The following is a 13,122-nucleotide window of genomic DNA, read 5'->3' on the forward strand; positions in this document are numbered from 1 at the left end:
AGCGGATGGATGCTTACCTTTGCTTCGATGCAGGTGAGGGGCAAAAGTTGTATGGGTTTTTGGTGCAGGGCGTTGGATGGGCGTTGTTCAGCAGATCGAGCGCCGCCCGCGCGGCGCATCGCGAAGCGCTTGCCTTGAGATCTTCAGCGCCTTTGAGACCGAGCGCCGCCCGCGCGGCGCATCGCGGGCAAGCCCGCTCCTACATTTGTTGCAACGCGCCGTTCCAGTCAGGCCATGGTTGTCCGCCTTGGCGCATGACTGAAGACAGATGGGGCGTCGGCAGAGCCAGCCGAAAAATTGGGTCATGCCAACAAGGCTGGCAACTATGGCCTCACAGGCCATGGCACGTTGCAACAAATGTAGGAGCGGGCTTGCCCGCGATGCGCCGCGCGGGCGGCGCTCGGTCTCATGAACACCGCATCTTCAACGTATATCCCACAGCAACCCCACCAAGTCCCGCTTTTGGCACAAGCACGGCAACCCGCCTGAGTTACCATCCTGCGCTGTGAACCCTTCCCCCACAGGAGTGCAGCCCGTGACCGAGTACAGCGCGTTCAAGGTCGAACTGACCGACAACATCGCCCATGTGCAGATCAACCGCCCGGAAAAGGTCAACGCGATGAACGCGGCCTTCTGGAAAGAAATCGTCGATATCTTCCAGTGGATCGACGACACCGACGCGGTGCGCGCGGTGGTCATCAGTGGCGCGGGCAAGCACTTTTCCTCGGGCATCGACCTGATGATGCTGGCCTCGCTGGCCGGCCAGATGGGCAAGGACGTGGGCCGCAACGCGCGCCTGCTGCGCCGCACCATCCTGCGCCTGCAGGCTTCGTTCAATGCCGTGGACAACTGCCGCAAGCCGGTGCTGGCGGCGATCCAGGGCTACTGCATCGGCGGCGCCATCGACCTGGTTTCGGCGTGCGACATGCGCTATTGCAGCGCGGACGCGCAGTTCTCGATCAAGGAAATCGACATGGGCATGGCCGCCGATGTCGGCACCCTGCAACGTTTGCCACGGATCATCGGCGACGGCATCATGCGTGAGCTGGCCTTCACCGGGCGCAACGTCGAGGCCGAGGAGGCACTGCGCATCGGCCTGGTGAACCGGGTCTATGATGATCAGGCTGCGCTGCTCGACGGGGTCTTTGCCATCGCCCGCGAGATTGCCGCAAAATCGCCGATCGCCGTGGCCGGCACCAAGGAAATGCTCAGCTACATGCGCGACCATCGCATCGACGATGGCCTGGAATACATCGCCACCTGGAACGCCGCGATGCTGCAGTCCGAAGACCTGCGCGTGGCCGTGGCGGCGCACATGAGCAAACAGAAACCGACGTTCGCCGACTGACCGGGCCGGGGGACGCAGCACAGGAACCCCGACATGTCAGCACGCTGGACTACCGCAGTACTCGACCCGCAGATCACCGGGGGCTGGGCCGTTGCCCGCAGCCCGGAGGGGTTTCTGGTGGACGCCAACGGTGCGCTGTTCCCACGCGACTGGCTAAAGCGCCAGGACCTCGACGTCTTGGCCGAGCACGGTATCGGCCACTTCGACGGCGAGCCGGTGTTCCTGCTCGAGCTGCGCACCACCGCCGAGGTGCCAGGCTGCAGCTGGCGCGGGTTGCGCGCCTTCATGCTCGAAGGCGACTTCGACCTCTACAAAGTCCTCGGCTATGCCGCGCAGATTGGCACCTGGGCCCGCGAGCACCGCTTCTGCGGCAGTTGCGGCCAGCCGATGACGCAGGTGCGCTGGGAGCGGGCGATGTACTGCCAGCCTTGCGACCTGCGCAGCTACCCGCGCATTTCGCCGAGCATGATCGTGCTGGTGACCCGTGGCGACGAGATTCTGCTGGCGCGTTCGCCGCGCTTCGTCACCGGTGTGTACAGCACCCTGGCAGGCTTCGCCGAGCCGGGCGAGTCGGCCGAGGACTGCCTGGTGCGCGAAGTGCGTGAGGAGGTGGCGGTCGAGGTGCGCAACATCGAGTACATCGGCAGCCAGTGCTGGCCATTCCCGCATTCGATGATGCTGGGTTTTCACGCGCAATACGCCGGTGGCGACATCGTCATGCAGCCGGACGAGATCGAGGACGCCCAGTGGTTCAACGTGCACGAACTGCCGCCGCTGCCGGCCGGGCGATCGATTGCCCGGTACCTGATCGATTTGTATGTGGCCCGCCGCTTAGGCCTGCCCGAACCAGTGCTGCCACGCTAGGCGCACGGTCAGTGCCAGCACCACGGTGATGAACACGGGGCGGATGAATTTGCTGCCACCGCTGATCGCCGTGCGTGCGCCGAAGAACGCGCCGACCATCACCGACAGGCCCATGCACAGGCCGACGACGTAGTCCACCTGCCCGGAAATGATGAACACCGTCAGCGCCGCGATGTTGCTGACGAAGTTCATGCTGCGCGCAACGCCGCTGGCGCGGACCAGGTCGATGGGGTAGAGCAGCAGCGTGCTCACGGTCCAGAACGCGCCGGTACCGGGGCCGGCCACACCGTCATAGAAGCCCAGGGTAAAGCCCTGCGGGAACTGCCACTTCTTCTTGATGGGCGCATCGGCGTCCAGCGGCGCCTTGGGTGTGCCGCCGAACAGCAGGTAGATACCACAGGCGAAGACGATCACCGGGAGCATCTTGTTCAGCCATTCGGCGGGCATGTAGTGGGCGATCACTGCACCGATCAATGCACCGAGCAGCGTGGCGAACAAGGCCGGGCGCCACTGCGCCGGATGGAACAGCTTGCGTTTGTAGTAGGTGAAGCCGGCCGTGGCCGAGCCGAAGGTCGAGCTGAGCTTGTTGGTACCCAGCACCAGGTGCGGGGGCATGCCGGCGGTGAGCAGCGCCGGGGTGGTCAGCAGGCCGCCACCGCCGGCGATGGCGTCGATGAATCCGGCGACGAAGGCGACCAGGGCCAGGATCAGCAGGGTGAGGGGTTCTACGGTGAGTTCGAAGGGCATTGGGATTCGGCAGGCAAGAAGGCAGGGTGCGGCAAACTGCCGCGCTGGAAGCGCAACATGGTAATGCCGGGAGGGATGGGTTGCCAGTGCCGGCCTCTTCGGGCATGCCCGTGAAGAGGCCGGCTTTGAAGCACAGCTCAGCTACGGATAAACGCCAGCAAATCCGCATTGATCACATCGGCATGGGTGGTCGGCATGCCATGCGGGAAGCCTTTGTACGTCTTCAATGTGCCATTGGGCAACAGCTTGGCCGATAGCGGCCCGGCGTTTTCGTAGGGCACGATCTGGTCATCATCGCCATGCATCACCAGCACTGGCTGCTGGATCTTCTTCAGGTCTTCGGTGAAATCGGTCTGGGAAAACGCCACGATCCCGTCGTAATGGGCCTTGGCGCTGCCGATCATGCCTTGGCGCCACCAATTGGCAATGACCCCTTCGGCAGGCTCGGCACCTGGCCGGTTATAGCCATAGAACGGCCCGGTCGGCACATCGCGGTAGAACTGCGCCCGGTTACTCGCCACCTGTGCCTGGAAGCCATCGAACACTGACTTGGGCAGGCCGCCGGGGTTGCCTGGGGTCTGTACCATCAGCGGCGGTACCGCGGCGATCAGCACCGCCTTGGCTACGTTGTCGCCGGGGTAACGGGCCATGTAGCGCACCACTTCGCCGCCACCGGTGGAATGGCCGACATGCACCGCGCCCTGAATCCCCAGGTGCTCGACCACGGCGGCTACGTCATCGGCGTAGTGGTCCATGTCATGACCGTCCCACACCTGGCTGGAGCGGCCATGGCCGCGGCGATCATGGGCCACGACACGGAAGCCCTGGGCGAGGAAGAACAGCAGTTGGGCGTCCCAGTCGTCGGCGCTGAGCGGCCAGCCGTGGTGGAAGTGAATGACCGGCGCATCGCGCGGGCCCCAGTCCTTGTAGAAGATTTGAACGCCATCTTTCGTGGTCACGTAGCTCATGGTCGCGTCTCCTCTGTGCAGGGGGTTGCCAGGTGAGCTATTGAGGATAGGAGAGATTTCTGTGTTGTCAGTTCTGGCCTCATCGCCGGCAAGCCGGCTCCCACGCAGACACCACTCGTGGGAGCCGGATCGGTAGGGTCAGTGTTGGTTTCAAAGGAACCAGCGGTATTCCCTGGCACTGACCTCCTGCATAAATGCCAGGTGGTCCTGGCGCTTGTTCTCGCAGTACACCATCACGAATTCTTCGCCCAGCCCTTCATTCACGGCCGGGTGCCCACGCATGGCCGAGACCGCGCTCAGCATGTCCTTGGGAAAGTCGATCCCGCTGCTGCGGTCCTCATTCAGCGGCGCAATCGGCTCCTGCCCGGCATCCAGCCCGTGCTCCATGCCACACAGGATTGCCGCCAGCACCAGGTACGGGTTGGCATCCGCGCCTGCCAGCCGGTGCTCGATACGCACATTGCGTGCATCCGACTCGGGGATGCGTATGCACGCATCACGGTCCTCAAAGCCCCAACTGGCGCGGCTGGCGGCATTGACCATGGCGCCATACCGGCGAAACGCATTGTGGTTGCCGGCAAAGATCGGCATGCAGTGCGGGAGCAACGCCAGGCAGCCGGCCACCGCGTGGCGCAGCCGCCGTTGCTGGTCGGCCGCCAGCAGGTTGTTGCCGGCGGTGTCGTACAGGCTGACGTGCACATGCATGCCGCTGCCCGGTGCCTGCAGGTAGGGTTTGCTCATGAACGAGGCGCGCAGCCCGTGCTTGAGTGCCACACCGCGCGTGCTGCGGCAGAACAAGGCCGCCCAGTCAGCGGCGCGCAGGCCGTCGTCGCAGTGGCCGAAGTTGATCTCGAACTGACCGGGGCCCAGTTCGGCGGTGATGACGTTGGCGTCGATCCCTTGTGCGTTGGCCGTTGCCACCATGTCACGCAGCACATCGCTGAACCGCGACAGCCGCTCAATGTGCATGTTCGGCTGATCGTCCGGGTCATCGGTGAAGGGGTCGTGCGGGAACTGCGGCAGCCCTTGCTTGAGCGCCCGGTCGAACAGGTAGAACTCCAGCTCGAACGCCACCACCGGGCGAATGCCGCGCCGCTCCAGGCGCTGCAGTACGCGGGCGAGCACTTCTCGTGGCTCGAACTCGATGGGCGCTGCGGTGCCATCGGAGCTGATCAGCATCTGGCCCAGCGGCTCGCGCTCCCAGGTGACCGGCTTGAGGGTGCCGGGGATCAAGCGCCGCAGCGCATCCGGGTCTCCATCGTTGAAGCAGTAGTCGCCAATCGGGAACAGCCCGCCTTGCACGCCCAGCAACACGCAGTTCTGCGGCAGTTTCAGCGGGCTACCGGCGGCGACCTTCTCCAGCATGTCGATGGGGTAGCGCTTGCCGTAGAAATGCCCGGGGATGTCCAGGCTCAGCAGGTCGATGTGGCGCACATCGGGATAACGGGCGCGGAAGGCGCGCACTTCACTGAGCAGATCGGCAAAGCCTGTAGTTGTTGTTGTCATGCTGTGCTCTCATCGGAAAACCCAGAGGACGCGGGTCGTCTGGGTGGTCAGGTTGGCGTAGCGAAACTGGCTGTGTGGCGGTAGCTGGAAGCTGTCGTTGGGGCCGAGTGTCACTGCTTCTTCGCGGCCTTCGAGCCACAGTGTCAGCTCGCCCTCAAGCACGAAACCGCCTTGTTCGGAGCTGTCGTCCAGGTGGCCCTCGCCACTGCTGGCGCCGGGCGCCAGGTGGCTTTCGAGCATGGCGAAACTGCCGTGCAGGGTGGGGGACACCAGCACGTCGCTGATGCCCTCGGCGTAGTAGATCGTGCGCCGCTCGCCCGGGCGGGTGACCCAGTCCAGTTCACGGGGTTGACTGGCTTGGTAGAAGTAGGTGGTGGGAACGCGCAGCGCCTCGCTGATGGCGGTCAGGTCGGCCACAGTGGGTTGCGACAGGCCGCGCTCGACCTGGGACAGAAAGCCCAGTGAGCGCTTGACCTGGGTGGCCAGCTCGCCGAGGGTCAGCCCGCGGTGCTTGCGCAGGTCGCGGATCAGCAGTGCCAGGCCCTGGGCGTCTTCAGACATGATCGCGCATCCGGTACCAGGCTTTGGCGGCGGCCTCTAGCGGGGCGGCCAGGAAGTCACCACCTGGGAAGCGGCCATTGTCGATGCCCTGGTACAGCGCCAGCAGGTCGTCGTCGCCAAGGATTGCATCACTCACCGCCCGCGCGCCGGCCAGGGTCGGCAGCACACCATGGCCAGAGAAGCCTTGCAGCCAGTAGCGCTGGCCTTCGCGGCCGATATCCGGGGTACGCTGGATACTGCAGTCGATGTGCCCGCCCCAGGCATAGTCGATGGCCACGCCGGCCAGCTGCGGGAACACCCGCTCCAGGTAGGGGCGAGTGGCGCTGGCCACATCCTTTGGAATACCGCCCAGGTAAGTGCAACCGCCGCCGAAGAGCAGGCGGTTGTCCGGGGTGAGGCGGAAGTAGTCGGGCACGAACTGGTTGTCGATCACGCAACTGTTGCGTGGCAGCAGCGAACGGGTGAAGTCGGCATCCAGCGGTGCGGTGGCCACCTGGTACGAGCCGACCGGCAGCAGCCGGCGCGACAGGTTGCGGTCGAGGCGGTCGATGTAGGCGTTGCAGGCCAGCACCAGCACATCACAGTGCACCTCGCCCTGGGCGGTGTGGGCGACATAGCCATTGGCGGTCTGCTGGTAGTCCAGCACATGGCTTTGCTCGAATAGCCGGCTGCCCGCGGCTTCGAGGGTGGCGGCCAAGCCCTGGGCCAGCTTCAGCGGGTTGAGGTGCGCGCCTTTGGCGTCGTACAGTGCGGCCTGGTAGCGCGGGCTGTCGATCCATTGTGGCAGTTCGTCACGGCCGATCAGGCGCAGGGCGTCATAGCCCCATTTTTGCTCGGCATCCTGCAATGCCTCCTCCAGCATTTTCACGCGGCGCGGTAGCACCGATGTCCACAGGCTGCCCACGCGGTAGTCGATTTCGAAGCCATGGCGCTTTGGCAGTTCACGCAGTTCTTCGGCGGCCCAGCACATGCTGGCCCACAGGCGCCGGGTGCGCTCCACACCCAGTGCCTTTTCGAGGGGCGGCATGTCGCACGACCAGCCCAGCAATGCCTGGCCACCATTGCGGCCGGAGGCGGCCCAGGCCACCCGGCTGGCTTCCAGCAGGGTGACGCGCTTGCCGGCCATGGCCAGGCGCAGGGCGGTGTGCAGCCCGCTGAAACCGGCGCCTATGATCAGCACGTCGGTGTCGTGCCGGCCTTGCAGGGTAGGGCGCAGGGGAATGCTGGCGGGGTAAGTCTGGGCGTAGTAAGTGGCAACGTGCTGGGCGGATTGCTTGAACATGCCGGACCCTCATGAAATTTATTGTGTTTATTTTCATGAAAATTTAGCAGGGAATTTTCATATCGCCAGTTACGCCGTGCGGGCTTTATGATCGTGGGGCCGCTGGGCGACCCATTGCCGACACAAGGCCGCGCCCTTGCCGGGGTGAAGGAGCGGTCGCAAGGCTGCCAAGCAAACCCGTGGACCTGACAGGAATACCTATGCGCCGCCTGCCTTCCCTGACCGCCCTGCGCACCTTCGAGTGCGCTGCCCGCCATGGCCATTTCGGCCGCGCCGCTGCCGAGCTGTGCGTCACCGACAGTGCGGTAAGCCACCAGATCCGCCAGCTGGAAGAGCAGCTTGGCGTCACCCTGTTCGAGCGCGTTGGCCGCCAGGTGCGCCCCAGCGCCGAGGCCCAGCGCCTGCTGCATCACCTGCAGCAGGCCTTCGAATTGATCGGCAAGGCCTGCGACGACCTGCGTGACCCGGCGTCGCAAGCAGTGCTGCGGGTTGCAGTGACGGCAGAGCTGGCGCAGAAATGGCTGGTGGCCCGGCTCGCCGATTTCAGCAACCGCTACCCGCACATCACCCTGCACCTGCACGAGCAGCCGATCGATGCCGGGGCGCCTGCGCTGGATGTCGACCTGGCGATCACTTATGGCACCAGCACCCTCGACGCCAGTACCCACTTTGTCAGGCCATTGCCGCTGTTGCAGTTCTTCCCGGTGTGCAGCCCCGGCCTGTTCAACCAGGGCGGCCTCAAGCGCCCGCGCGACCTGGTGCGCCATTGCCTGCTGCATGACGACCAGGATGGCCGCACCTGGACCACCTGGCTGGCCACCCATGCCGAAGATGCCTTGCCCACCCGCCAGTTGTATTTCCCACACGCTGCCCTGGCGCTGGAGGCCGCATTGCTCGGGCAGGGGGTCGCGATGGGCGACAACCTGACCTGCCAGGGCGACCTGCAGAGCGGCAAACTGGTGCGGCCTTTCACTGCAAGCGTGACCGCCCAGGGGCAGTACGCGCTGGTGTGTGAGCGGTTGCGCCTGGAGCGCGCGGCGGTGGCGCAGTTCATCGATTGGTTCATCGAACAGCTGGGCGATAGCTGAATTCAATTCAACTATCGCTGAGTTTTCATCGTTGGAAGCCGGCCGCGTGCCGGCGTAGCGTGCAGTCATCACTCATCGACACGAGGTTGACCCATGGCACGTTCGCTCAGCACCACTCCCAAAGCCGATGGTTTCCGCCTGCCGGGCGAATTCGAGCGCAAGGCCGGCTGCTGGCTCGGCTGGCCCGAGCGGCCTGATGTGTGGCGCAATGGCGCCAAGCCCGCGCAAAAAGTCTGGGTCGAAATTGCCAGCGCCATCGCCTCCAGCGAGCCGGTCACGGTGTGCGCTTCTGCTGCGCAATACGCCAACGCCCGGCGCCTGCTGCCAGCGCAAGTGCGGGTGGTGGAAATGACCTGCAACGATACCTGGTTCCGTGACAGCGGCGCCTGCTTCGTGGTCAATGACAGCAGCGGTGAAGTGCGCGGCGTGGACTTCGAATTCAATGCTTACGGTGGTTTGGACGGCGGCCTTTACTACCCCTGGGACAAAGATGACCAGATCGCCCAGAAAATTCTCGAGATCGAAAACCTGGACCGCTACCGCGCGCCGCTGATCGCCGAACTTGGCGGCATCCAGAGCGACGGCCAGGGCAGCCTGCTGACCACCGAGCAGTGCCTGCTCAACCGCAACCGCAATGCCCACTTGGGCAAGCAGGAGGTCACGCGCCGGCTGCAGGACTACCTGGGCGCCGACCAGGTGATCTGGCTGCCGCGCGGTTGCAAGTTCGACGAAACCGATGGCCACGTCGACGACCTGGCGTGCTTCGTGCGGCCGGGTGAAGTCGTGCTGCAATGGACGGACAACCGCGATGACCCGCAGTGGGAAATCTACCAGGAGGCTTACGACATCCTGCGCAGCACCCGCGACGCCCGGGGGCGTGACCTCAAGGTCCACAAGCTGCCACAGCCCGAAGTGCTGCAGTGGACGGCTGAGGAAGCCGCCGGGCTGGACCAGGTCGAAGGTACGCACCTGCGTGAGGCAGGCACCCGCATCTGCGCTTCGTACATCAACTACTACGCAGGCAATTCGGCCATCGTCGTGCCGCTGTTCGGGGACCGCAACGACAGTGTTGCTCAGGCGACCCTGGCCGAGCTGTTCCCCGAGCATCGCATCATCGGCATCCACAACTCCCGGGAAATCCTCCTGGGTGGTGGCAACGTCGCCTGCATCACCATGCCGCAATACGCCGGGGGCCGTCGCTGATGAAATTTCCTCTGCTGGCGGCTGCGGTCGCCCTGGGTTGCGCGGCGTCGGTGGCCCAGGCAGCCGACGCACAACAGCCAACCGTCAACCTGTATATCTGGGGCGAATACCTGGCCCCGGATACCCTGACCAACTTCGAGAAGGAAACCGGCATCCGCGTCACCGCCGACCACTTCGATTCGCTGGAAACTGCCGAGACCAAGTTGCTCACCGGTGGCAGTGGCTACGATGTGGTGCTCAGTGCCGGCCAGCACTTGAGCCGAGCGATTGCCAGCGGCGCCCTGCAGCCGTTGGACAAGGCCCGGTTGCCCCACCTGGCAGGCGTTGGCGAAGAGTTCCGCCAGCACATGGCATTGTTCGACCCTGGCAACCGTTATGCCGGCACCTATGCCTGGGGCACCACAGGGGTGGGCTATCAGCAGCAGGCGGTGACGGCGCGCATGGCCGGGGCACCGGTGGGGAGCTGGGCAATGCTGTTCGACCCCCAGGTGGTGGCGAAATTCGCCGATTGCGGGGTGAGCCTGCTCAATGACCCCAACGAGGTGTTCGCCGCGGTCATGCGTTACATGGGGCTGGATATCAACCAGCAACGCATCGAGGACCTCAAGGCGGCGGAGGCGCAATTGCGCAAGGTCCGCCCGTACATCCGCTACTTCGACAATGACCGCAACATCAATGACCTGGCCAATGGCGAAACCTGCGTGGCGATGTCGTGGAATGGTAACGTTGCGATCGCCCAGGCACAGGCGCAGCAGGCGGGCAAGGCATTTGCGCTTAACTACAGCATCCCCGAGGAAGGCACCCTCATTTGGCTGGATGCGCTGGTGGTGCCCAAGGATGCGCCGCACCCGGAGGCAGCCTGGAAACTGCTGGATTACCTGATGCGGCCGGAGGTGATTGCGCCGATCACCGATACCATTCATTACGCCAATGCGATCACGGCGGCTGACAGCCTGGTGGATGCCAGCATTCGCAACGCGCCGGGGACGTACCCGCCAGCGCAGGTGAGGGCCCGGTTGTATGGCAAGAATGACAATGGCAAGGCGTTCAACCGGGAGCTGACGCGGGCGTTCAGTCGGTTGAAAAGTGGCACCTAAGGTTGAAAGATGGGTTGCCGGTGCTGGCCCCTTCGCGGGTCAAGCCCGCTCCCACAGGTTCACCACTGCCTTGAGGCTTGGGCACCTGTGGGAGCGGGCTTGCCCCGCGAAGAGGCCAGCACTGACACTCAATCAGCTGGGCTTTGCAGCCGTCTTGCGCCGGGGCTGCCTAGGCTTGCTTCCAGCCGCCTTGCCTTTGCTCCTGCCCTTTTTCTTCCACGGCGCCGCTTTGCCCACCGCCGGCCCGCTGATGGTCATGCGCATGCCGCTGCAGCGCTCCACCAGCTTGCCCATCCACGCCGACTGACGGGCAACGAACTCTTCAAGGCTCATTTCGCCACTCTGCACCATGTCCAGCGCTTGCTCCCAGATCGCCGTGGTGCCCGGGTCGGCGATGGCGCGGGGCACGGCGTCGATCAGGCTGAAGGCGGCAGGTGTGGCGGCCAGGGCCTTGCCGTTTTTGGTCAGGTAGCCGCGGTCGAGCAGGCCCTGGATGATGCTGGCGCGGGTGGCCTCGGTGCCGATGCCGGTGGTTTCCTTGAGCTTCTGTTTCAGTCGCGGGTCGTCCACCAGCTTGGCGACGTTCTTCATGGCCTTGATCAGGTCACCCTCCGTGAACGGTTTGGGCGGCTGGGTCCACAGGTCTTTCAGCTGCAGGCCCTGCACGGCGCAGTCCTGGCCTTCACGCAAGGCTGGCAGTACCTGGGCCGGCGGTGCTTCGCGGCCTTTGGCCGGGGTCAGCGCCTCGGGCAGGGCGCGACGCCAGCCCGGTTCGACGATCTGCTTGCCAACAGCGCGCAGCGCATGGCCTGCACAGTCGAACTCGGCCTGGGTGCGGTCATACTCGTGGTTGGGCAGGAACTGCGCCAGGTAACGGGCGCGGATCAGGGTGTAGACCGCCTTGTGCTTGGCCGGCAGGCGTGAGGGGTCGCTGGCGGCAGCGGTGGGGATGATGCCGTGGTGAGCGGTGACCTTGGTGTCGTTCCAGGCCCGCGAACGGCGCTGGGGCTCTAGGTGCGCCTGCAGCGGCGCCAGGCTGGCATCGGCGCGCTGCAGGGCAGCGAGGATGGCTGGCGCTTCGCTGTGCTGGCTGAGGGGCAGGTAGCCGCAGTCGCTGCGCGGGTAGGTGATCAGCTTGTGGGTTTCGTACAGGGCCTGGGCAATGTCCAGGGTTTCCTGGGCGCCCAGGCCGAACTTTTTCGAGCACAGCTCCTGCAGGGTGCCGAGGTCGAAGGGCAGGGGTGCAGCCTCGCGCACGCGCTCGGTGGCGACCTTGATCACCCGTGCCGAGCCGGCGTTGCCCATGTCGGCAGCGGCTTGTTGGGCCAGCGCCTGGTTGAGGCAGCGGCCCTGGTCGTCGCAGGCGTCTTCCGGCGCCCGCCATTGGGCATTGAAGCGCTGGCCGGTATGTTCGAGCTGGACGTCGATGGCCCAGAACGGTACCGGGACGAAATCGGCGATGCTGCGGTCGCGGTCCACCACCAGGCGTAGCGTCGGCGTTTGCACACGGCCCACTGGCAGCACGCCCTGGTAGCCGGATTGGCGGCCGAGCAGGGTGAACAGCCGGCTCATGTTCATGCCAATCAGCCAGTCGGCGCGGGAGCGGCCCAAGGCCGAGTGGTACAGGTTGAAGGTTTCCTGCCCGGGCAGCAGGCGGGCCAGGGCCTTGCGGATCGACGCGTCGTCCAGTGCAGACAACCACAGGCGCTGGATCGGCCCACGGTAGCGGCAATGCTCGACCAGTTCGCGGGCGATCATCTCGCCCTCGCGGTCGGCGTCGGTGGCGATGACCAGTTCGCGCGCTTCACCTAGCAGGCGCTTGACGGCCTTGAATTGGCTGGCGGTCTTGGGCTTGACCAGCATTTTCCACTTTTCCGGGATGATCGGCAGGTCGGCGAGGTTCCAGCGCTTGTAGCGTTCGTCGTAGCTGTCGGGCGGGGCAGTTTCGAGCAGGTGGCCGATGCACCAGGTGACGCAGACGTCGGTGCCTTGCCAGCAGCCGTCGGCCTTGCGGGTGGCGCCGAGGACCTTGGCGATGTCTTTTGCCTGGGAGGGTTTTTCGCAGAGGAACAGGCGCATGGCCGGGAACGCTTTATCGAGGGTGATAAGCGCTAGGATGCGCAAGCGGGGGCGCGGAGGCAAGTTTTATCTGGATGGATGTACAGGTTTTTATCAGTGAGGATGTTGCTGTGACCACCGGCCTCTCGCCGGCAAGCCGGCTCCCACAGGTGCATCGCCGCTCTTGAAGGCTATGAGGTCTCTGTGACCAGCGGCCTCTCGCCGGCAAGCCGGCTCCCACAGGTGCATCACCGCTCTTGAAGGCTATGAGGTCTCTGTGACCACCGGCCTCTCGCCGGCAAGCCGGCTCTCACAGGTGCATCATTGCTCTTGAAAGCCATGAGGTCTGTGTGGGAGCCGGCTTGCCGGCGATAGGGCCGGTGAGGTCAACCGCCAGGGA

General features: G+C 64.9%; 11 protein-coding genes. 5 read left to right on the forward strand and 6 right to left on the reverse strand.

Annotation, left to right across the window (positions count from 1 at the left end):
* Window positions 1-535 precede the first annotated feature (535 nt).
* Both ABEH27_RS02780 and nudC read left to right on the forward strand, forming a co-directional pair.
* A complete protein-coding gene (locus ABEH27_RS02780) occupies window positions 536-1,348 on the forward strand; it encodes a crotonase/enoyl-CoA hydratase family protein (protein WP_346612103.1) in 813 nt (270 codons plus the stop codon).
* Between the two features lie 33 nt (window positions 1,349-1,381).
* On the forward strand, window positions 1,382-2,212 hold the full coding sequence (gene nudC, locus ABEH27_RS02785; protein WP_346612104.1) for an NAD(+) diphosphatase: 831 nt from the start codon (window positions 1,382-1,384) through the stop codon (window positions 2,210-2,212).
* Here nudC and ABEH27_RS02790 read toward each other — a convergent pair.
* From ABEH27_RS02790 to ABEH27_RS02810, 5 genes are all read right to left on the reverse strand, one after another.
* Complete coding sequence (locus ABEH27_RS02790; RefSeq protein ID WP_346612105.1) at window positions 2,180-2,959, reverse strand: TSUP family transporter; 780 nt, start codon at window positions 2,957-2,959, stop codon at window positions 2,180-2,182. The genes nudC and ABEH27_RS02790 overlap by 33 nt on opposite strands.
* 137 nt (window positions 2,960-3,096) lie before the next feature.
* Window positions 3,097-3,927: an alpha/beta hydrolase gene (locus ABEH27_RS02795; RefSeq protein ID WP_346612106.1), complete on the reverse strand. Its 831-nt coding sequence runs from the start codon at window positions 3,925-3,927 to the stop codon at window positions 3,097-3,099.
* Between the two features lie 150 nt (window positions 3,928-4,077).
* Window positions 4,078-5,433, reverse strand: coding sequence for a glutamine synthetase family protein (locus ABEH27_RS02800; RefSeq protein ID WP_346612107.1), 1,356 nt, complete (start codon window positions 5,431-5,433; stop codon window positions 4,078-4,080).
* 9 nt (window positions 5,434-5,442) lie between these two features.
* Complete coding sequence (locus tag ABEH27_RS02805; protein WP_346612108.1) at window positions 5,443-5,994, reverse strand: XRE family transcriptional regulator; 552 nt, start codon at window positions 5,992-5,994, stop codon at window positions 5,443-5,445.
* Window positions 5,987-7,276: an FAD-binding oxidoreductase gene (locus tag ABEH27_RS02810; RefSeq protein ID WP_346612109.1), complete on the reverse strand. Its 1,290-nt coding sequence runs from the start codon at window positions 7,274-7,276 to the stop codon at window positions 5,987-5,989. The genes ABEH27_RS02805 and ABEH27_RS02810 overlap by 8 nt, the downstream gene beginning before the upstream one ends.
* A 200-nt stretch (window positions 7,277-7,476) precedes the next feature.
* On the opposite strand from ABEH27_RS02810, the gene ABEH27_RS02815 reads away from it, so the two are divergent.
* The 3 genes from ABEH27_RS02815 (at window position 7,477) to ABEH27_RS02825 (ending at window position 10,664) form a co-directional block, all read left to right on the forward strand.
* Window positions 7,477-8,364, forward strand: coding sequence for a LysR substrate-binding domain-containing protein (locus ABEH27_RS02815; RefSeq protein ID WP_346612110.1), 888 nt, complete (start codon window positions 7,477-7,479; stop codon window positions 8,362-8,364).
* Window positions 8,365-8,457: 93 nt separating this feature from the next.
* Window positions 8,458-9,567 (forward strand): agmatine deiminase, encoded by a 1,110-nt coding sequence (aguA, locus tag ABEH27_RS02820; RefSeq protein WP_346612111.1) that lies wholly within the window; start codon window positions 8,458-8,460, stop codon window positions 9,565-9,567.
* Entirely contained in the window at window positions 9,567-10,664 is a 1,098-nt protein-coding gene (locus tag ABEH27_RS02825) for an extracellular solute-binding protein (protein ID WP_346612112.1), read from the forward strand. Before aguA ends, ABEH27_RS02825 begins: the two co-directional genes overlap by 1 nt.
* 132 nt (window positions 10,665-10,796) lie before the next feature.
* Here the strand turns inward: ABEH27_RS02825 and ABEH27_RS02830 are convergent, their stop codons facing one another.
* Window positions 10,797-12,743 carry a DNA topoisomerase III gene (locus ABEH27_RS02830; RefSeq protein WP_346612113.1) on the reverse strand — a complete coding sequence of 649 codons (1,947 nt, stop codon included), beginning with the start codon at window positions 12,741-12,743 and terminating at the stop codon, window positions 10,797-10,799.
* Window positions 12,744-13,122 lie beyond the last annotated feature (379 nt).

The sequence above is a fragment of the Pseudomonas sp. P39-UII1 genome (genome assembly GCF_039672635.1).
Lineage (GTDB): Bacteria > Pseudomonadota > Gammaproteobacteria > Pseudomonadales > Pseudomonadaceae > Aquipseudomonas.